The following is an 18270-nucleotide window of genomic DNA, read 5'->3' as shown; positions in this document are numbered from 1 at the left end:
TTGTGGCCGCCGGAGCGCGGCCCCACGGTGTATAACACCGCCGCCCCGCATTTTGGTCCCGATCTCTCGCAATTTAGTGTTCGGGGCCGTAGAGCACCAGAGCTTGTGGTGCGCGGTGCCGAGGGAAGAGCGACGGGGGCGGGAGCGTTGCAGGGAGTATGGCCACCGATCCCCGCTTCGCGACCGTCGTCGTGATCGGTGCTGGGCAAGCGGGACTCTCGTCCGCTTTTCACCTGCAGCGCCTCGGGTTCGCGAGCGCCCTCGATAATTCCGATGGAGATCGCACCTTCGTCGTGGTCGACGGGAACGCTGCGCCTGGCGGTGCGTGGCAGCACCGGTGGGACTCGCTCACGATGAACACGGTGAACGGCATCTTCGACCTGCCCGGCATGGAGAAGCCACCGATCGACGACAGCGAGCCGAGTCGTGACGCGGTTCCGCGCTACTTTGCGGCCTACGAGAACGCGTTCGATCTGCCGATCCTGCGGCCCGTGCACGTGTCGTCCGTCCATGAGGCTGAGGCGTCGCCCGACGCAGAACTCATCGTCGACACGGATGCTGGAGCCTGGCGCACACGCGCCGTCATCAACGCGACAGGCACGTGGGATAACCCGCTTGTGCCGCAGTACCCTGGCGCGGACAGCTTTCTCGGGCGCCAGCTGCACACGAGCGAGTACGTATCGCTCGACGAGTTCGCCGGACAGCGGGTTGCCGTCGTTGGCGGCGGCATCTCGGCGATTCAGCACATTGAGGAGATCTCTCGCGTCGCCACAACGCTCTGGTACACGCGACGTGACCCCGTCTGGATCGACGGCAAGTTCGAGGCGGAGACCAACGGCCGCGCCACGATCGCCGCGGTGACCGCCGACGTCGAGGCAGGGCGCCCATCTGGCAGCATCTCGTCGTACACCGGCATCCCATGGACCCCGTATGCGCTCAAAGCGAAGGCGCGCGGTGCACTCGAGCGCCGCCCGATGTTCACGGCGATCGAACCGCGCGGCGTTCGCGAAGCAGACGGGTCGCTCACGACCGTTGACGTGATTCTCTGGGCTACCGGTTTCAGGCCCGCGTTGAGACACCTCGGCCCACTGCGTCTGCGCAACGAGCTCGGCGGCATCACGATGCGCGGAACGCGGGTGAAGGACGAACCGCGCGTTCACCTCGTTGGATTCGGCCCCTCGCAGTCGACCGTCGGTGCCAACCGCGCCGGTCGGCACGCGGCAACGCAGATAATGCGGATGCTGGAGGGCGACGAGCGCGACAATCGCCGACACCGGGGCGACGCAACCGCGATATCCGCGTAACGAGTCGGGCCTACTCCATGTCGGAGAGGCGGTAGAAGCGCCGGGCATTGTGCCACAGCACGGCTTGGGCACGGTCGTCGCCGACGGCAGCGCGCACACGGTCGAGATCCGCATCAGCGAACGGCACGGCGGCGCGAGTCGAGGGCAGATCGGTTCCGAAGATCAGCGCGTGCGGGTTGGCCCTGTCGATCGTTGCCATCAGAGCATCCGGATCGCTCACTGACATGCGCCCGAAGCCGGTCGCCTTCACAACGAGGCCGCCCTCAACAAGCGAGAGCAGAGTGCCCGACGCGTCGCCGGTCATGCCGAGGTGATCGACGGATGCTTGCGGAAGCCGTCGGAGCGTCTCGGCGAGGTCGGGGAGGTCCGATGCATCGACGTAGAGCTCACTGTGCCATCCGGCGACATCGTGCACGCGTGTGGCGAAGTGCTCCATCTCGGCGAGACCGATCGTGGCGCCGCGGTAGAGGTTGAAGCGCACGGCGCGGACTCCCGCAGCATCCAATCGTGTGATCTCGTCGTCTGAGACGCTCGTGGACAGCTGCGTGACGCCGACGAATCCGGGGCCGAGGCGCTCGAGTGCGGCCACCAGATAGCTCTGGTCCGTGCCCTGGAACGACCCGCTCACGACCGCTCCACCCGTGACGCCGAGCGCCGCAGTGCGCGCAACGTAGTCGTCGGCGGTGAAGGCGTCGGGCAGGTATCCGTTGTTCGGAATCAGTGGGTACGCGGGGTCAACGATGTGAAAGTGCGCGTCGAAGACCGCGGTGTCGGTGGGCTGCATACCTGCACTGTACGCTCATGGTTCGTGCGACAGACATATCGACGTACGCCGTCGGGCCCGTTGACACGCTAGCTACCAGCCGCGGGCGCGCCACTCCGGAAGCGCGGGGCGCTCGGCTCCGAGGGTCGTCGGCTCGCCGTGACCGGGAAAGACGATTGTGTCGTCGGCGAAGCGATCGAAGAGCCGCGTGGTCACGTCGCCGAACAGCTGGGCGAAACGTTCTGGGTCGTCTCCGGTGTTGCCGACGCCACCGGGGAAGAGGCTGTCGCCCGTGAAGAGAAGCGCCGGTTCTTCGGCGTCGAGGGCAAGCGCGACCGAGCCCGCGGTGTGCCCGCGAAGTCCGATCACATCGAGCGTGACGCCGTCGACGTGCACCAGGTCTCCGTCGTCAAGCAGCATGTCGGCTTCAATGCCTCGCTCCGCCTTGAGCTGCGCAGCATCCTCTCGTCCAATGGCGACATGAGCACCTGTCTGCGCAGCGATCTCTGCCGTTGCGCGCGTATGGTCCCAGTGAGCGTGCGTCGTCACGACGTAAGCGAGACGTGCGCCATCCGCAGCATCCTGAGCCCCTTCTTCGACGAGATCGGAGATCGCCTCGGCATCGTCAGCGGCGTCAATGAGCACCTGCTCGCCCGAACGCCGCGCCGTCACAAGATAGACAGCGTTGTTCATCGACGACACGAAAGCGCGCCGCACCGTGAATGCCGGGCGATCGACGAGGAGCTCGGTGGTCATCTGCGTTCCCTTCACGCTGTTACCCCTCCACTCTGCCACGCGGATTCGCTGGCGTGTCACCGATTGTTTTACCTGCTTCACCGTGTGGAGGTGCACCGGCAGCGATGCGAGAATGGGAGCGCTGGGCGACACCGGGCACGGCACGATCGAAGGCGACATTCGGGGAGGGGCGACCGATGGACGGCATCACCTGGATTCCCGACACTCTTCTCACGCAGCTCATCTTGCTCTGCATTGCATTCGGATTGTCGGCGATCGTCGGGTTCGAACGCCAGCGGCAGCTGAAGTCGGCGGGAATGCGCACGCACACGGTCGTCGGCCTAGGTGCAGCGCTGTTCACCCTGGTGTCGGCGTACGGCTTCGAGAACGTGCTCGGTCCCGACGTTGTGCTGGACCCCTCCCGCATTGCGGCGCAGATCGTGTCGGGAATCGGCTTTCTCGGCGCCGGAGTCATTTTTGTGCGCCAGAACATTGTCAATGGCCTCACGACCGCCGCCTCGATTTGGGTGACGGCAGCGATCGGCATGGCGTGCGGTGCCGGGATGCCGCTGGTCGCTGCGGCAGCGACGGCCCTGTACTTGATCGCAGTGATGGCACTGAGCATGATTGCCGCTCTGATTCCGTCTGCTGACCGCAGCGTGAGGTTCGTGGTGACCTATCGCAATCACAAGGGTGCGCTCCGCAGAATCCTCGCGTGCGCGACAGATCTCGGCTACCAGACCTCGTTGAGCAACACGCGAAAGCTCGAGGAACGCGGCACAGACATGATCGAGGCGAGCATGCGCTTCACACGGGCAAAGGCCGGGCCAACAGACGATCTGGTTGAGGCGCTGTCCGACGTGAAAGACGTGCTCTCGGTGTCGTCACCCGACGACAGCGATTGACGACGAGAGTCACTCCAGGTGGGATGGTGGATTACCGGCTGTCGTGGGAGAACACGTCTACTCCCAATGCCCTGGCCGCGGTTGCTAGCTTCTCGTCGAACGTTGCGAGGCTCGAGCTAGTTTCGAGGGCAGCATCGAGAACACAGCAGTCGGGCAGCTTAAGCGACGTTTCTGCGCGAAGTGTGGCCAGACGGGATGCGCTGCGTTCGCCCGGCGACCACTCGGAGATTCCAAGACCATCTATTGCTCGGAGCGCGAGTGTCTCGCGATGGGCGCGCACGGGACCAACGAGGATCTCGGCGAGTGTCAGTGAGTGCATGAGGTAGCCATTACTCACGGTCGCACGAAAAAAGGAATCGGCTTGATCGTGGTGCTGGTCGTCGTGCGTGAGAACAGCGATGACGACGCTTGCATCGAGCACGATCATTCGGGCCAGTCCTCGCGAAGGTTCTGCAGGTAGTCGGTTTCGTAGGCGACATCGAGAATCCCGGAGGCGAAGTCGACGGCCTCAAGACGACGCTGACGTCGAGCTTCGATCTCGTCGGCAACGGCGGCAGCACCCGTCGTGAACAGCCGCGTGACGAGCTCGCCTCGTGTTGCATCGGGCCAGCGCTCGCGCGCGATTTGCAGCGCCCGTTCGACCTCGTCGGTCCGGGTCACTTGAAACCGGGGCAGCACGGTTGGCATACCACCAGTGTACCACCGCAAATAGTGGTGGTACACCCCTACGTTCGCGACATGCGGTGCTCCCGGTAATCGGGTTCGGACCTCAATGTCTCGGATCGCTGGAGATGCAATACGGGCGCGAGGTTGCGCTCGCTTCAGCGCGCGGTGGGCGGGTACGTGACTGAGTGGTCCGGGTGGGTGACCGCGCCGAGTGTCAGGCTCGCAGCATCCGCTTTCGTCTCAGTCATGATGTGCCGCACGGTGTCGCCATGCGCGAGCAGATGGTCGGCAATGATGCGCCGATGGCAGCGCCACCACACCGCCTCCGAGCACATGACGGCCACGGTTGCCTCTGCTGCCAGAGCGTGTAACTGGTCAAGACCGTTACGAAAGCTCTCGCTCAGTGCGTAGTCGGCGTAGTTGTGAAAGCTGCGATTGTTCCAGAAGGCGTTCACCTCAAACGGCACGTCCTTCGATACCGGACGCCGCCCCGCGAGCTCCTCGATGCGCGAGTAGGCAATGCCGGCGCTCGGCAACGACTCGCTGAGTGCGTCGTCGTTGAAGTGCGGGTACTTGCGTGAGCCCGCGAGCTTGCGCACGTCGACTATGTGCCGCACATCGTGCTCATGCAGCATCCTGGTGAATTCTTCGAGCGTGCGGTCCGAGTGGCCGACCGTGAAGACCGGGCTCGCAATAGGCGCGTCAGGCACGGATGCTATTTCTCGATGCGCGTCAGAGCGGAGCCCTTGTGCGCCGCGACGTGGTCCGTCTTGTCGCTCGCGATCTCGTACTGCGGGTCATCTTTCGACGCCCGGCGATTGTGGCCCTTGTACGTGAAGTCGGACTCGTGCACCTTGGTGATCGTTCCTGACACCTGCCCGGCCTCGGAGTTCCAGCTCACGTGGTCGCCAACGGCGAATTCGGCCATGGTCTCACCTCTATCGGGATCGCGTGATGGGCGGATCACTCTTCGTTCGTGTCTGAGTCCTCTGGCTGGTCGGAATCCTTCGACTGCCCCGGACGGTCTTGAACATACGTCAGTCCGTCGTGGGACTCGTCGGTCTCTGGGTCGTCTTCGAGCGGAAACTCCGTCTCGGAGTCCGAGAGTCGTGCGTCTTTGGGCTGGGATCCAGCATCCATGTTGTTCCTCCTCACACCCGCGGTTGGCCGAGCATTGCTCAGCGCCTCGATTGCGAGGCTACGCCTATGGCGCGTCACGCTGGAAGAGCTTGTGTCTCCGCTCACGAGTGTGTTAACCGAGGCGGCGGGGATGCTGTCTCAGAGGTACGAGACGAGCAGCACGACCGATGCAAGCGTCAGCATTCCCAGGCAGTTCACCCAGAACTCGCTGCCGACGAAGCGCACGCGAACGTGGGCGTATGCCGCCGCAATGAAATAGCAGACGACTCCCACGTTCGCCGCAAACGCGATGCCCGGAATCCAGACGCCGACGGCGAGCCCTCCCGCTGCGAGGAGCTTGATCACCACGAGAGCCCACCACCACTCGCGCGGAAAGTGGACCCCGTTCAGGCAGTCGCGAATGAACCGGGGAGGTCGAATCGACATCACGGCATCGCCCAGCACGACCGCGGCGAGCAGTGCCGTGAGCCACCAGGGGTCGGGCAGAAGCAGCATCTCAGTTCTCCGGATTCTCGGCGGTCACCACGGACACCGCGTTCCGCAGCTCACGCAGCGCAGATGGGACGTCTGAGCCGTTTCCTGCCCAGGCGAAGAGAACGCCGAGGTACGCGAAGTAGATGACCCGGGATGCCGCGGCGGCACGTGCCGCGCTGAGTCCCGATCTCGCGAGCTCAACCGTGATCGCCTGAAGCAGGTCGTTGCCGAGCGTCGTGAAGATCACGGATTCGTGACCTCCGCGAACGAGGACTCCGGCGTATTCGCGTGAGAGCTCCTGGTCACGGGCGAACAGCTCGAGAAAGGGGCGAAGCACGGCGGCGATGCGGTCCGGAGTGGTGGCGGCATCCGCTGAGGCTGATGTGCGAGGAGGCGGCGCGCTCTGCATCTGCGCGATCGATGATTCGAACACGGCGGCAAGCAGCGTGCTCTTGTCGCCGACCGCCATGACGGTGCCCGCGCTGACTCCCGCTTCATGTGCGATTTGGCGAACCGAAGTTGCCGTGAAGCCGTTTGCGCGAAACAGCCTGTCGGCAACGTCGATTACTCGCCGGCGCGTCGCCTCGCGTTGCTGGACCCTTGACTGAACCGGTTCAGTGAACATGTTCAGTCACTTTACGCTCACTTCCGTGCAGACACAACCAGCGCGCCATGCTCAGCGATATAGCCCTCCCACGTGCGCTCGCCGTGGTCTGCATCGCGTGCCGCCAGGTTCTCGCCAGCGCGATAGGCGCGACCGATGGCTCCGGGAATGCGTACGCGCACGAACGCGCAACGCTTGCCGACAGCATCCGCGTAGCTCTGCACGAGCTCACGCAGCGAGTACACCTGAGGGCCCGCGATGTCAGGCACGAGACCCGCCGGTGTCCCTTCGGCGATCTCGACGAGTCGGTCGGCGATGTCGCGCGGGTCGACGGGCTCGAACCGCAGTCCCGTCGGATTCGGCACCAGCGGCAGCTTCGACATCATCTGCGCGAGGGGCAGCACGAGCGAGTGGGCCTGGGCGGCTCGAAGGATGCTGAAGGGAACGCGCGATTCGCGCACGACGCTCTCGGCGGCCTTCTTCTCGCGGAAGTAGCCGATGGGCATGGCATCGGCGCCGATCACCGAGATGAGCACGAGGTGCGCGACGCTGGCAGTCCTAGCCGCGCGCGCAACGGTCGCGGTCAGCGCTCCGTCGCCGCTCGCGCCGCCGGCGAGGTGCAGCACGGTCTCGACGTCGCGCATGGCGTCGGCCAAGCCGTCTCCGGTGCGAAGGTCGCAGACAACGTGCGACGTGCCGTCGGCCGGGACGTGCGCATGGCGGCTGACGGTGCGCACATCGCGCCCGAGAGCTCGAAGGCTCTCGACGACGTATGAGCCGATCGTCCCGGTTCCTCCGGTGACGAGGATTGCAGACATGTGGTTCTCCAGTTCTGTGGCGCGGGCTTCGCCCGCGGTGAATGTGCTTCACTGAGACGACACGCGGCGAACGAGATGTGTGACATGCGGGGAGAAAATGAACCCAACGGAGCGCTTCGAACGCGAACGCCCTCGGCTCAGAGCGGCGGCGTATCGCATGCTCGGGTCTCTTGCCGAGGCTGACGACGCAGTTCAAGACGCGTGGCTGCGTTTGAACGCGAGCGACACAACCGACATTCGCAATCTGGGGGCGTGGCTCATGACCGCGACCTCGCGAGTCTGCCTCAACATGCTGCGCACGCGTCGCACCCGCGGCGAGACGGCGCTCGACGCGCGCATGCCCGACCCGATCGTGGTCTCCTCGACGGCCGACCCCGAGCTGAGCGCGGAGCAGGGCGAGGCCGTCAGCATGGCCCTCATGGTCGTCATGGAGACCCTCTCCCCGACAGAGCGCGTAGCGTTCGTGCTGCACGACATGTTCACCGTTCCGTTCGACGAAATTGCGACTCTGGTCGAGAAGACTCCGGATGCTGTGCGCCAGCTCGCGAGCCGGGCACGACGCCGCGTGCGCACGCGAGAGACCCAAGGGCATGCGGATGCTGCAGAGCAGCGCCGCGTAGTGAGGGCGTTCTTTGCAGCATCCCGCGACGGAGACATTGATGGGTTGCTCGCCGTGCTCGCACCCGATGTGGTGCTGCGCAGCGACGGCGGTGCGCGTCGCCGGGAGCAGTCCGTCGTGCTGGAGGGTGCTCAGACCGTTGCGTCGCAAGCGGCGATGTACATGGAGCTCGCACCGCACGTGCGATTCGTCTCGATCAACGGCGCCGAGGGCGCGGCCGTCGTCGTGCAGGGTCGTGTCGTCTCGCTTATGTCGTTCACGGTCGTCGATGACCGCGTGGTGGCGATCGATGTTCTGGCCGACCCCGAGCGCTTGCCCGGAGTGACGCGGAGCATCACGGAGTAGGCAGCGACGCGCGCCGGTGAGGCCCGCGGGCGAGCCGTGTACTGATTCAATGGAGGCGAGGCTGCCGCGGCCTCGCCGATGCCGGACATTCGAGGGAGCATTCCATGCAGACACCGATCACCACGCGCAGCCTGTTCGGTCCTGGTCCGACGAATCCCTACACCGAGGCGACCGTGGCGCTCGGCTATCCGCTGCTCGGGCACCTCGACCCGCTCTTCATCGAGCGGATCGACCACACGTGCGACGGACTGCGCAAGGTGTGGGGAACGCAGAACGCTCGAACGCTGCCGCTCAGCGCGACAGGCTCTGCGGGCATGGAGGCCGCGTTCGTCAACATGGTCGAGCCCGGCGACGTCGTCGTCATTGCGGTGAACGGCCTCTTCGGTGAGCGCATGTGCGATGTTGCCGCGCGGTGCGGAGCGGACGTTGTGCGCGTCGACCACGAGTACGGCCAGCCGATCGACCCGCAGCGCGTCGCCGAGGCGCATCCGAGCCCCGCCATCATTGCCGTCGTGCATGCCGAGACCTCGACGGGCGTGCTGTCAGACATCGCGGCGCTCGGGCAGCTCAAGGGCGACGCCCTGCTGCTCGTCGACGCCGTCACGTCGATTGGCGGTGTCGAGCTGCGCGCAGACGACTGGGGCATCGACATCGGCTACGCCGGCACACAGAAGTGCCTCGGTGTCGCTCCAGGGCTCGCGCCGTTCACCGTGTCTGACCGGGCGTTCGAGCGCCGGGTCGAGAATCCCCGCTCGTGGTATCTCGACCTCGGCATGCTGGGCGGCTACGTCGGTGCCGCATCGGGCGCCAAGCGCACGTACCATCACACGGCGCCCGTCGCCATGATCGCGAGTCTCGAGGCGGCGCTCGACCGCATCCTCGGTGAAGGTCTCGAGAACGTCTGGGCGCGGCACAGTGCGGCGGCCGCGGCGCTGCGGTCTGGGCTGCAAGAGCGCGGCTTCGAGCTGTTCGCAGCCGAGGGCGCGCGGCTGCCGTCGCTCACGACGGTGTGCGTGCCCGACGGCGTCGACTCTGCTGCCGTGCGGGGCTACCTGCTCGAGAAGTACAGCATGGAGATTGGCGCGGGTGTCGGAAAGTATGCAGACACCGTGTGGCGCATCGGCCTCATGGGCCCGAATGCGACGGTCGGAACCGCCGAGTACATTCTCATGGCGCTTCAGGATGCTGTGACAGCAACCCGCTGACGACACGACCGTTCTCGAGGCGTATCACCCGGTCGGCCGCCGCAATCGACTCGGGATCGTGGGTCACACAAGCGACGGCGGCGCCTCGAGCAGCTTCTTCGGCGAGGATCGACCGCGTGCGCTCCCGACTGTGCTCGTCGAGCCCGGCCGCGGGCTCGTCGAGAAGCAGAATCTCGGGGCGCCTCACGATTCCCTGCGCGACGAGGGCGCGCTGACCCTGACCACCTGACAGCGCGGTGAATGGGCGCGACGCGAGCTCGGCTAGATCAACGCGATCAAGCGCGTCGGCTACCGCAGACCGCGTGTCGCTGGTGCGGTGCGCTCGGCCACGCGCCCACGTTCCCATCGCGACCACATCGCGCACCGTGAGCGGCAGTGCGTCGGACACCCTCGGTCTCTGCACCACGAGCGCCACGTCGCCTGAGCGCGTCACGATGCCTTGCCGCGGGGTCAGCACGCCGGCGAGCAACTCGACGAGCGTCGATTTACCCGAACCGTTGGCACCCGTGATCGCAACGACCTCGCCCCGCCGCACCTGCAGGCTCACGTCGCGCAGCACGTCGGTCTGCTCGTACGCGTAGCAGAGCGAGTCGGCGAGAACGGCGTGCGGGGGAGAAGGCATTGCCCCACTATAGCAATTGATAATCATTCTCATTCTCGACTAGTGTCGAGTCCGTGTCCTGGCTGATCGATCCCCTCAGCACCGACTTCGTCGTGCGCGCTGCCCTCGGCGGCATGCTCGTCGCGGTGATCTGCGGCGTCGTCGGAACGTGGGTCGTGATTCGGGGCATGGCATTTCTCGGCGAGGCGATCGGGCACGGGATGCTGCCGGGCGTCGCCCTCGCGAGCGTGCTCGGCCTTCCCCTGATCGCGGGCGCCGCGATGAGCGCTCTCGTCATGAGCGCGGCGATCGGCATGCTGCAACGGCGGGGCCGGCTCTCATACGACACGAGCATCGGCCTGCTGTTCGTCGGCATGCTCTCGCTCGGCGTGATCATCGTGTCGCACTCGCGCAGCTTCGCCACAGACGCAACGGCGATGCTCTTCGGCGACATCCTCGCGATCGCACCCGGCGACATCGTCCTGCTCGTCGCCGCCCTCGCCGTGACTCTCATCGTCACCGCCGCATTCCACCGAGCGTTCGTCGCCGCTGCCTTCGACCGGCGCATCGCGCAGACTCTCGGACTCGCTCCGCACATCGCGCAAAGCGCGCTCGTGGGACTCGTGACACTCGCTGTCGTCGTGTCCTTTCAGGCAGTCGGAACGCTGCTCGTCGTCGGCCTTCTGATCGCTCCCGTCGTCGCCGCACGACCATGGGCACAGCGCATCCCGGTCATCATGACGCTTGCAAGCGGTTTCGGCGTCGCCGCCGTTCTGACCGGCCTGCTCGTGTCGTGGCACGTCGGAAGCGCGGCAGGCGCCTCCATCGCCTGCTCGGCGATCGCGCTCGCCGCAGCATCCGCCCTCGTGCGAGGTGCCGTGGACCGCGTGCGCCGCGCCGAGGCGTCGCACCGCAGCATCCACGGCCGTGAGCCGGCCACCCCTGTTTCGCCACCCTCATCGATTCTCGAAAGGCCCTGATGACATCACGTCGTTCTCTTCTGCTCGCGTCAACCGCCGCGCTGCTTCTCGCCACGTCGGCATGTGGGTCTGCGCCGTCTACCTCCGCAACGGCTACTGCGACACCCGGCCACGGCGCGATAGCCGGTGCGGCCGAGGTCGCCGAGCCGCCGCTGCAGCTTGTGTCGATCGACGAGACGGGGGCCGTGGGCATCCTCGACCTGCTCGACGGTGCGACGAGCGAGCTCGGAACGATCGGCGCGCCCAGCGCGACAGCGACCGGCGGCCGGTACGTCTTCGCCACGACGGACGCGGGAGTCGAGATCGTCGACAGCGGCGTGTGGACGTGGGATCACGTCGACCATTTTCACTACTACCGGGCCGAGCCATCGGTCATCGGCACAGTCGAGGGCGCGGGGCCCGTGAGGGTTGCGACGGGAATGCTCGCCACAGCAGGCAGCACTGCCCTGTACTTCGAAGGGTCGCGCGAGGCGGTTCTGCTCGACAATGACGCGCTCTCGAAGGGGAAGATCGTCGAGCTGTTCCGCATCGACACTGGTTCAGCGGCCGGCGTTGCGGCCCCTCTTGGTGACGGTGCGCTCGTCTCCGACGGAGACGCGCTGCGGTACTACACCGGCGACGGCTCGCCGGCGGACGAGTCGATCGCGTGCCCGAGTCCCGCTGGAACGATCACGACGCGCGTGGGGCTCGCCGTCGGGTGTTCGGACGGCGCCGTGATCGCGACCGCGGAGGGCGATCGGCCCGTGTTCGAACACGTGGCGTACCCCGAGGCTTTGAACGCGGAGCGCGCGACGGCGTTCGACGGGCGCAAAGGCCGCCCCACCGTCGCCGCGATCGCGGGTGACAGGGGCTTCTGGCTGCTCGACACGCGCGAACGCTCGTGGTCGTTGGTTGAGACAGATGCTGAGCTCGTACGCGTGACCGCGGTCGACGACGCGGAGGGACACGTCGTGGCGCTGGATTCAGACGGACGCGTGCGCGTCTACCAGGCCGAGTCCGGCGAACAGATCGCGGAAACCGACGCCCTTCTGGCCGAAACGATCGACGCCGAGCAGCTCGAGAGCATGACTCTCGTTGTCGACGGTCAGCGGGCGTACCTGAACGCGCCGGCAGAGGGCGTGGTCTACGAGATCGCGTATGCCGACGGAGCGCGCATTGCCCGCACACTTGAGACCCCGACCGCTCCCGTACACATTGCGGAGGTCGGACGATGAACGGAATGGCCCGTCATCTCGGGGCCGGCATTGCTCTGCTCTCGGCGCTCGGGCTCGTCGGGTGTGCAGACGCGAGCGCGTCAGACGACGTGCAGATCGTCGTCACCACCAACATCCTGGGCGATGTCGTCGAGCAGGTCGCCGGGGACGAGGCGCACGTCACGACGCTCATGAAGCCGAACGCCGACCCGCACTCGTTCGAGATCTCGGCTCAAGAGGGCGCTTTGCTGCGCAACGCCGACCTCGTCGTCTCAAACGGCCTCGGACTCGAAGAGGGGCTGCAGCAGCATCTCGACAGCGCGGCAGAGGCGGGTACCGAGCTGTTCGCTGCCGGCGACGCCATCGATGTACTGCCGTATTCGACCGGCGACGCCGACGGAGCGCCCGATCCGCACTTCTGGACGGACCCCGCCCGCATGATCGACGTCGTCGACGCGCTCGAAACCGAGCTGGCTGCGGTGAGCGGCATCGATGCCGGGACGATCGCCGCGAACGCCGAGTCGTACCGCACCGACCTCTCCCAGCTCGACGCCGACATGACGGACGCGTTCGACGCGATCGGCGAGAAGAACCGAGCACTCGTGACGAACCACCACGTGTTCGGGTACCTTGCCGACCGCTTCGACTTTCGGGTCGTCGGCGCCGTGATTCCCGGGGGAACCACCCTCGCCGCCCCGAGCGCGGCCGACCTTCGCGACCTCGCCGACGCCATTGACGAGGCCGGCGTACCCACGATCTTCGCCGAATCGTCGCAGCCCGACCGGCTCGTTCAGGCACTCGCCAGCGAGGTCGGCGTCGATGTCGCCGTCGTCGAGCTCTTCACGGAGTCGCTCACCGAGCCAGGCGAAGGCGCCGCCACCTATCTCACGATGATGCGCGCGAACACCGAGCGCATCGCAGAGGGCCTCACGCCGTGAGGCCACCCATGGAAAGGAAACACATGAAACGACAGACGCGACTGGTGACAGGAGCAGCCGCGCTCGCCGGTCTCTCACTGCTCATGACAGGCTGCGCGGGAGGTGGAGGCACGGCGGATGCTGCGGGAGACACCGACACCGCGCGCGGCAGCTCCGACGCGCGCATCGCCGTCTCGTACGAGGGCGGCATTGCGGTGATCGACGCCGAGACACTCGAGGTCGTCGAGCAGTTCGACTCGGAGCAGTTCACGCGCCTCAACGCGTTCGGTGACGGACGCCACGTCGCCGTGACGACGTCGAGGGGCTTTCAGGTTCTCGACACGGCGACGCCGGAGCTCACCGATCTCGTCTTCGACGCGACGGGCGCGGGTCACGTCGTGCGCCATGCGGGAAAAACGGTGCTCTTTGACGATGGCACCGGAACGACGACGGTCGTCGATACCGAGGGGCTCCTACAGAGCGACGGATCGCTGCCCGAGACCCAGACGTACACGGCGGAGTCCGCCCATCACGGAGTCTCGATCGTGCTTGACGACGGCACGCTCGTGACGACGGTCGGCACAGAGGAGTCGCGCACCGGAGCGGTCGCGCTTCACCCGCACGACGACCACTGGCACGAAGCCGCATCGAGCGACGAGTGCCCGGGCATCCACGGTGAGGGTACGGCCGCCGACGAGGCCGTGATCTTCGGCTGCGAGAACGGCGCGCTTCTATTCCACGATGGCGAGTTCACCAAGTTCACCGCGCCCGACGACTACGGGCGCATGGGCAACGCGTACGTCTCTGAGACAAGCCCGATCGTCGTGGGTGACTACAAGAACGACCCCGATGCCGAGGGCTACCTGCTCAACGCCGTGACGCTCATCGACACCGCAGCGGGCACGTACGACGTCGTCGACCTTCCCGACGAGGTGCAGTACACGTTCCGCGACGTCGTGCGAGGACCCGATGACAATGCGTACATTCTGTCGTCCGACGGGTCGATCCACGTGCTCGATCCCACATCAGGCGAACTCGTCGACGCGTTCCCCGTGATCGATCCCTGGGAGGGGCCGAGCGAGTGGCAAGACGCGCACCCCGCGATCGTGACCGATGGCGAGGTCGGTTACGTGACCGAGCCGTCGGCGAACGCGCTGCACGTCGTCGACCTGGCAACCGGCGAGGTGCTGACGACGGCCGAGTTCGAGTTCACCCCGAACGAGGTCGCGGTCGCGCAGAGCTGATTCAGTGCGCGGATGCTGTTGCCGAGGCGTGAGCGTCGGCAACAGCATCCGCCTTCTTCTGCTTGCGAATGCGCAGCACGATTCCAGAGGCCGGCTTCGAGCATGGCCTGACCGATGCCGTAGTCGATGGATGCCGGTGTCTCGAGCAGTTGAGGAACCACGATGGTGGCGGGTCGCGGTCCGGCCGTCAGCACGAGGGGCGGAGCATTGCTCCGCCCCTCGGGCTCAGCTCTGCACGCGCGGCTCAGGCAGCGGAGGAGCCGTCGCTGCCGGGGTCTCGTCGAGACGGGCCAGCGCCTCGTCGATCGCGCGGTCGAGTTGCGGGTCGTCCGCCTCGAACAGCTGCGACGGCGTGTGCACGACCTCGATGTCGGGGTCGACTCCATGGTTCTCGACCCCCCAGCCTTTGCCCTCGAGCCAGTATGCGTAGCGTGGCTGCGTCACTCCTGTGCCGTCGACAAGATCGAAACGGCTATCGATGCCGACCACACCACCCCACGTGCGCACGCCGACAACCGGGCCAACGCCGAGCGCCTGTGCTCGAGCATTCACGATGTCGCCGTCAGAACCCGAGTTCTCGTTCGCGACGATCACCACGGGCCCGCGCGGCGCACGATCGGGATCCGGGATCGGGCGGTCATACTGCCGCGCCTGTGTCCACGCGATCACCCGGGAAGCGAGCCGTTCGATCACGAGCTGGCTCGTGTGCCCGCCGCGGTTGTAGCGCACATCGGCGATGACGCCTTCGGCATCGGTCGCGACGCGCAGATCGCGGTGCAGCTGCGCCCAGCCGTAGCTCTGCATGTCGGGAACGTGCAGGTACCCGAGCCGCCCGCCGCTGCGTTCTGTGACGTACGCGCGCCGCGACCGCACCCACGCCTGGTAGCGCAGCACCTCTTCGCTCTCGAGCGGAACCACCGCGACGCGCCGCTCATCACCATCTCGGCTCAGCGTCAGCTCGACGGGCTTGCCCGCCGCTCCAATGAGGTGCGCCGCGGGCCCGGCAACCGGATCGACCGGCGTGCCGTCGACGGCGACGATGAGATCGCCCTCGCGCGCACCGACTCCCGCCTGACGCAGCGGGGAGCGGGCGTCCGGTTCGCTCGACTCACCGGGAAGGATGCTTTCGATGCGCCAGCCTCCCTCGGCCGGCGACAGGTCGGCGCCGAGAAAGCCGAGTTTGCGCGAGGCGTCTCCGAGCGGATCGCGCGGCATGACGTAAGCGTGCGACGTGTTCAACTCGCCGACGGTCTCCCACAGCACGTCGATGAGGTCATCGTGGGTGCGAACAGCATCCACCACCGGGCGCCACCGCGCTGCGACAGCATCCCAGTCCACCCCATTCATGTCGGCGCGCCAGTAGTGATCGCGCATGAGGCGCGCGTTCTCGTCGAACATCTGGTGCCACTCGGCCGATGGGTCGAGCTGGAAGCGCAGGCGGCTCATGTCGACCGCGATGCGCGCGCTGTCGTCGTCGTCAACCTTGCGCGTGGACGGCAGCACCGTCACGTCGTCGCCGTGCCGCACGACAATGCGCTCGCCGTCACCGGAGACCGCGAACTGATCGACCTTCTCGACGAGCGTCGTCACCCGTCGATCGGCGAACGACCACCGCTCGAGGCGATCCGCGGCCTTGTCGCCCGTGACGCCCGCGCGGCGCGACCCGAGCTCGCCCTGCTCGTCAGAGGCCACGCGTACCCACAGCACGCCGTCTTTCACAGCAGCGAGGTCGCGATAATCGGCGCTGGGAACGGGGAACGGCGTGATGCGCTCTTCGGCCCCGTCGGCGTCGAGATCGGGGCAGGCGACAGGGGTGGATGCTGCCGAAGCGCCGCCCTCGGCGCCGGCACTCGGCTCGGCGGCATTCGAGACGCGCCAGCCGTCGGCGCTCGGCCCGAACGGAGCCGGCTCCGTGGCCGAGAGCGGGATGAGCCACGGCCGCGTCGCCCCCGAGAACGCGAGGTCGAACGCGTGCTGGTTGTAGTGCGGGTCGAAGGTGCGATCCGAGAGGAACACGATGTGCTTGCCGTCGAACGTGAACGCGGGCGAGTGGTCGTGGTACTTGCCGGTTGTGAGCGCAACCGACTCGTCGTCGCGCGTCGTGTCGAGCAGGCGGATCTGGTGCAGCTCCGATTCACCTGAGGTCGGCTGTGACCACGCGAGGTAGCGGCCGTCGGGCGAGAACACGGGGCCGAGGGCTTCGCCCGCAGCGCTTCGGCCGACCTCGCGGGCCGTTGCCGCATCGACGTCGATCAGGCGGATCACGCCATCGTGCGAGATCGCGGCGAGACGATCCCCGGTGGGGTTCGATGCGAGATGCAGCACGCGGCCGAGCGTCCCGCTGAGCATGCGCCGTGCCTCGCCCGTGCCGTCGGCGGCGCGGATCTCGACAGCATCCTCCCCCTCGGCGTCGGTGACGTAAGCGACCGAGCCGGTCTGCCCGAGCACAACGGGGTCGCGGGTGCGCACGCCGGAATCGGCGGCGAGGGCGCGGGCGGGCCCCTCGCGGTGCGAGAGCCAGAAGGCGTTGCCGCGCCACGAGACGAGGCTGCCGTCGCCGCCATGATCGGGAACGATCGCGTTGATGTTCTTCGTGGAGTCGAGGCTCACCGGAGCGACGCTGACGCCGGGAAGCGTGATGTCGACAGTGCGCGGCTCGGCGTCGAGACTCGACAGCATCCGGATCTGCCCTCGACTGTGCCAGACGATGCGCTCCCCGTCTGTCGTGGCGTCGCGCACGTATCCGTCGTCTTCGGTCTGGAACGTCACCTGGCGCGGCTCGTCGCCCCTTGCGGCATCCATCACCCAAATATTCGCCTGCTCGTGAGCGTGATCGGGGAATCGCGCGGCGCGATCAGAGACGAAGGCGAGACGGTCGCCGAGCCACATCGGATCGACGATCGACGCCTCGTCGTCACGCAGAAGCTGCTCCCACGCGCCGTCGACGCTGAGCCAGAGCCGCGGTGCCGTGCCGCCGCGATAGCGCTTCCACCATGCGGGCGGGCGGCTACCCGGAGTGCTGAGCGCGACAGCGCCGTCTGCGCGAAGGGCGAGACCGGATGCTGTGCCATAACGCAACCGTTCGGTCGTGCCGTCGAGCGACACCTTCTTCACGACGGTGTGGCGCATGTTCGCCTCGCCGGCGTTCGAGGCGACAAGGATGCTGTCGCGCGATGCCCACCCGAGCATCGTGGTGACCGAGCCGCCCCACCACGTCAGCCGTCGCGCTGCGCCGGTGGCGACGTCGGCGACCATCACTTCGGGGTGCCCGTCGCGATTCGAGACGAACGCCACGTGCGCTGCGTCAGGAGAGAGGCGTGGCTGGCGCACGGGCGCATGGTCCGAGGTGAGGCGCCAGGCGCGGCCTCCGTCGTCGCCGACGAGCCAGATGTCGTCGTCGGCGACGAAGGTGATGAGATCGTTCGAGATGTGTGGGTAGCGAAGGTACGTCGTTGTGCTCACTCGGCTCAGCCTACGTGCGATCGTAGGCACCGGAAAGTGTTCTTGACGATCGTCGCTGCGTCGTTCCCGCGCTCTCGTATCGTGGCGTCAGCAGACGCCGTGCACGTCAGCTGCCGCTCGCCTTGCGCCGGATGAACCCGAAGACAGCTGTCGCCACGAACAGAATGATGCAGATGATGGCGAGCCACATAAGGCCCTTCACCGCAAACCCGAGAACGCTCAGAATCGCCCACAGAATGAGCAATGTGATGATGATGCCCATGATCCCTCCTTGCCCCGCCGCAGCGGGGTGATC

The 18270-nt window shown here is 66.6% G+C and carries 21 protein-coding genes; 8 read left to right on the top strand and 13 right to left on the bottom strand.

Annotation, left to right across the window (positions count from 1 at the left end):
• The first annotated feature begins 158 nt into the window (after window positions 1-158).
• Entirely contained in the window at window positions 159-1304 is a 1146-nt protein-coding gene (locus tag ATJ78_RS02695) for an NAD(P)-binding domain-containing protein (protein ID WP_098406191.1), read from the top strand.
• Between the two features lie 10 nt (window positions 1305-1314).
• Here the strand turns inward: ATJ78_RS02695 and ATJ78_RS02690 are convergent, their stop codons facing one another.
• Complete coding sequence (locus ATJ78_RS02690; protein ID WP_098406190.1) at window positions 1315-2088, bottom strand: amidohydrolase family protein; 774 nt, start codon at window positions 2086-2088, stop codon at window positions 1315-1317.
• Between the two features lie 72 nt (window positions 2089-2160).
• Window positions 2161-2823: an MBL fold metallo-hydrolase gene (locus tag ATJ78_RS02685; protein ID WP_098409168.1), complete on the bottom strand. Its 663-nt coding sequence runs from the start codon at window positions 2821-2823 to the stop codon at window positions 2161-2163.
• A gap of 104 nt (window positions 2824-2927) precedes the next feature.
• On the opposite strand from ATJ78_RS02685, the gene ATJ78_RS02680 reads away from it, so the two are divergent.
• Entirely contained in the window at window positions 2928-3707 is a 780-nt protein-coding gene (locus ATJ78_RS02680; RefSeq protein ID WP_245836177.1) for an MgtC/SapB family protein, read from the top strand.
• Between the two features lie 31 nt (window positions 3708-3738).
• On the opposite strand, the gene ATJ78_RS02675 is transcribed toward ATJ78_RS02680, so the two are convergent.
• The 8 genes from ATJ78_RS02675 to ATJ78_RS02645 form a co-directional block, all read right to left on the bottom strand.
• Window positions 3739-4134, bottom strand: a complete 396-nt coding sequence (locus ATJ78_RS02675; RefSeq protein ID WP_098406189.1) for a type II toxin-antitoxin system VapC family toxin — start codon at window positions 4132-4134, stop codon at window positions 3739-3741.
• Window positions 4131-4394 (bottom strand): hypothetical protein, encoded by a 264-nt coding sequence (locus ATJ78_RS02670; protein WP_098406188.1) that lies wholly within the window; start codon window positions 4392-4394, stop codon window positions 4131-4133. Before ATJ78_RS02670 ends, ATJ78_RS02675 begins: the two co-directional genes overlap by 4 nt.
• A 134-nt stretch (window positions 4395-4528) precedes the next feature.
• The gene (locus tag ATJ78_RS02665) at window positions 4529-5083 is read right to left on the bottom strand and encodes a DUF488 domain-containing protein (RefSeq protein WP_245836176.1); all 555 of its coding nucleotides are present in this window, start codon (window positions 5081-5083) and stop codon (window positions 4529-4531) included.
• Between the two features lie 5 nt (window positions 5084-5088).
• On the bottom strand, window positions 5089-5301 hold the full coding sequence (locus ATJ78_RS02660) for a hypervirulence associated TUDOR domain-containing protein (protein ID WP_098406187.1): 213 nt from the start codon (window positions 5299-5301) through the stop codon (window positions 5089-5091).
• Window positions 5302-5336: 35 nt separating this feature from the next.
• Window positions 5337-5513 carry a hypothetical protein gene (locus ATJ78_RS15850; RefSeq protein WP_156088584.1) on the bottom strand — a complete coding sequence of 59 codons (177 nt, stop codon included), beginning with the start codon at window positions 5511-5513 and terminating at the stop codon, window positions 5337-5339.
• A gap of 138 nt (window positions 5514-5651) precedes the next feature.
• Window positions 5652-6008: a DoxX family protein gene (locus ATJ78_RS02655; protein ID WP_098406186.1), complete on the bottom strand. Its 357-nt coding sequence runs from the start codon at window positions 6006-6008 to the stop codon at window positions 5652-5654.
• 1 nt (window position 6009) lies between these two features.
• On the bottom strand, window positions 6010-6612 hold the full coding sequence (locus ATJ78_RS02650) for a TetR/AcrR family transcriptional regulator (RefSeq protein WP_098406185.1): 603 nt from the start codon (window positions 6610-6612) through the stop codon (window positions 6010-6012).
• Window positions 6613-6629: 17 nt separating this feature from the next.
• Window positions 6630-7409 (bottom strand): SDR family oxidoreductase, encoded by a 780-nt coding sequence (locus ATJ78_RS02645; RefSeq protein ID WP_098406184.1) that lies wholly within the window; start codon window positions 7407-7409, stop codon window positions 6630-6632.
• Window positions 7410-7506: 97 nt separating this feature from the next.
• On the opposite strand from ATJ78_RS02645, the gene ATJ78_RS02640 reads away from it, so the two are divergent.
• Both ATJ78_RS02640 and ATJ78_RS02635 read left to right on the top strand, forming a co-directional pair.
• Complete coding sequence (locus tag ATJ78_RS02640) at window positions 7507-8373, top strand: sigma-70 family RNA polymerase sigma factor (protein ID WP_098406183.1); 867 nt, start codon at window positions 7507-7509, stop codon at window positions 8371-8373.
• A gap of 104 nt (window positions 8374-8477) precedes the next feature.
• Window positions 8478-9578 carry a pyridoxal-phosphate-dependent aminotransferase family protein gene (locus ATJ78_RS02635; protein ID WP_098406182.1) on the top strand — a complete coding sequence of 367 codons (1101 nt, stop codon included), beginning with the start codon at window positions 8478-8480 and terminating at the stop codon, window positions 9576-9578.
• Here ATJ78_RS02635 and aztA read toward each other — a convergent pair.
• Window positions 9541-10200 carry a zinc ABC transporter ATP-binding protein AztA gene (gene aztA, locus ATJ78_RS02630; RefSeq protein ID WP_245836175.1) on the bottom strand — a complete coding sequence of 220 codons (660 nt, stop codon included), beginning with the start codon at window positions 10198-10200 and terminating at the stop codon, window positions 9541-9543. The genes ATJ78_RS02635 and aztA overlap by 38 nt on opposite strands.
• A 53-nt stretch (window positions 10201-10253) precedes the next feature.
• Here aztA and aztB point away from each other — a divergent pair, with 53 nt between their 5' ends.
• From aztB to aztD, 4 genes are read left to right on the top strand one after another with little or no spacing between them, the layout of a single operon-like run.
• The gene (gene aztB, locus ATJ78_RS02625) at window positions 10254-11159 is read left to right on the top strand and encodes a zinc ABC transporter permease AztB (RefSeq protein WP_098406180.1); all 906 of its coding nucleotides are present in this window, start codon (window positions 10254-10256) and stop codon (window positions 11157-11159) included.
• On the top strand, window positions 11159-12373 hold the full coding sequence (locus ATJ78_RS02620; protein ID WP_098406179.1) for an ABC transporter: 1215 nt from the start codon (window positions 11159-11161) through the stop codon (window positions 12371-12373). Before aztB ends, ATJ78_RS02620 begins: the two co-directional genes overlap by 1 nt.
• 5 nt (window positions 12374-12378) lie before the next feature.
• The gene (aztC, locus tag ATJ78_RS02615; RefSeq protein ID WP_098406178.1) at window positions 12379-13290 is read left to right on the top strand and encodes a zinc ABC transporter substrate-binding protein AztC; all 912 of its coding nucleotides are present in this window, start codon (window positions 12379-12381) and stop codon (window positions 13288-13290) included.
• A gap of 23 nt (window positions 13291-13313) precedes the next feature.
• Entirely contained in the window at window positions 13314-14513 is a 1200-nt protein-coding gene (gene aztD, locus ATJ78_RS02610) for a zinc metallochaperone AztD (protein ID WP_245836174.1), read from the top strand.
• A 225-nt stretch (window positions 14514-14738) separates the two neighbouring features.
• On the opposite strand, the gene ATJ78_RS02605 is transcribed toward aztD, so the two are convergent.
• A complete protein-coding gene (locus tag ATJ78_RS02605; RefSeq protein WP_098406176.1) occupies window positions 14739-17975 on the bottom strand; it encodes a S41 family peptidase in 3237 nt (1078 codons plus the stop codon).
• A gap of 106 nt (window positions 17976-18081) precedes the next feature.
• A complete protein-coding gene (locus ATJ78_RS15930; protein ID WP_169923367.1) occupies window positions 18082-18237 on the bottom strand; it encodes a hypothetical protein in 156 nt (51 codons plus the stop codon).
• Between the last annotated feature and the right edge of the window lie 33 nt (window positions 18238-18270).

Source organism: Paramicrobacterium agarici, from assembly GCF_002563955.1.
Lineage (GTDB): Bacteria > Actinomycetota > Actinomycetes > Actinomycetales > Microbacteriaceae > Paramicrobacterium > Paramicrobacterium agarici.
The sequence above is the reverse complement of the archived record's forward strand: the minus strand, read 5'-3'. Positions and strand labels throughout refer to the sequence as shown.

Excerpts from the sequence above, each read along its gene's own strand:
- ATJ78_RS02695 (WP_098406191.1), top strand. The coding sequence starts at position 159 with ATGGCCACCGATCCCCGCTTCGCGACCGTCGTCGTGATCGGTGCTGGG.
- ATJ78_RS02690 (WP_098406190.1), bottom strand. The coding sequence starts at position 2,088 with ATGCAGCCCACCGACACCGCGGTCTTCGACGCGCACTTTCACATCGTT.
- ATJ78_RS02685 (WP_098409168.1), bottom strand. The coding sequence starts at position 2,823 with ATGACCACCGAGCTCCTCGTCGATCGCCCGGCATTCACGGTGCGGCGC.
- ATJ78_RS02680 (WP_245836177.1), top strand. The coding sequence starts at position 2,928 with ATGCGAGAATGGGAGCGCTGGGCGACACCGGGCACGGCACGATCGAAG.
- ATJ78_RS02675 (WP_098406189.1), bottom strand. The coding sequence starts at position 4,134 with ATGATCGTGCTCGATGCAAGCGTCGTCATCGCTGTTCTCACGCACGAC.
- ATJ78_RS02670 (WP_098406188.1), bottom strand. The coding sequence starts at position 4,394 with ATGCCAACCGTGCTGCCCCGGTTTCAAGTGACCCGGACCGACGAGGTC.
- ATJ78_RS02660 (WP_098406187.1), bottom strand. The coding sequence starts at position 5,301 with ATGGCCGAATTCGCCGTTGGCGACCACGTGAGCTGGAACTCCGAGGCC.
- ATJ78_RS15850 (WP_156088584.1), bottom strand. The coding sequence starts at position 5,513 with ATGGATGCTGGATCCCAGCCCAAAGACGCACGACTCTCGGACTCCGAG.
- ATJ78_RS02655 (WP_098406186.1), bottom strand. The coding sequence starts at position 6,008 with ATGCTGCTTCTGCCCGACCCCTGGTGGCTCACGGCACTGCTCGCCGCG.
- ATJ78_RS02650 (WP_098406185.1), bottom strand. The coding sequence starts at position 6,612 with ATGTTCACTGAACCGGTTCAGTCAAGGGTCCAGCAACGCGAGGCGACG.
- ATJ78_RS02645 (WP_098406184.1), bottom strand. The coding sequence starts at position 7,409 with ATGTCTGCAATCCTCGTCACCGGAGGAACCGGGACGATCGGCTCATAC.
- ATJ78_RS02640 (WP_098406183.1), top strand. The coding sequence starts at position 7,507 with ATGAACCCAACGGAGCGCTTCGAACGCGAACGCCCTCGGCTCAGAGCG.
- ATJ78_RS02635 (WP_098406182.1), top strand. The coding sequence starts at position 8,478 with ATGCAGACACCGATCACCACGCGCAGCCTGTTCGGTCCTGGTCCGACG.
- aztA (WP_245836175.1), bottom strand. The coding sequence starts at position 10,200 with ATGCCTTCTCCCCCGCACGCCGTTCTCGCCGACTCGCTCTGCTACGCG.
- ATJ78_RS02620 (WP_098406179.1), top strand. The coding sequence starts at position 11,159 with ATGACATCACGTCGTTCTCTTCTGCTCGCGTCAACCGCCGCGCTGCTT.
- aztC (WP_098406178.1), top strand. The coding sequence starts at position 12,379 with ATGGCCCGTCATCTCGGGGCCGGCATTGCTCTGCTCTCGGCGCTCGGG.
- aztD (WP_245836174.1), top strand. The coding sequence starts at position 13,314 with ATGAAACGACAGACGCGACTGGTGACAGGAGCAGCCGCGCTCGCCGGT.
- ATJ78_RS15930 (WP_169923367.1), bottom strand. The coding sequence starts at position 18,237 with ATGGGCATCATCATCACATTGCTCATTCTGTGGGCGATTCTGAGCGTT.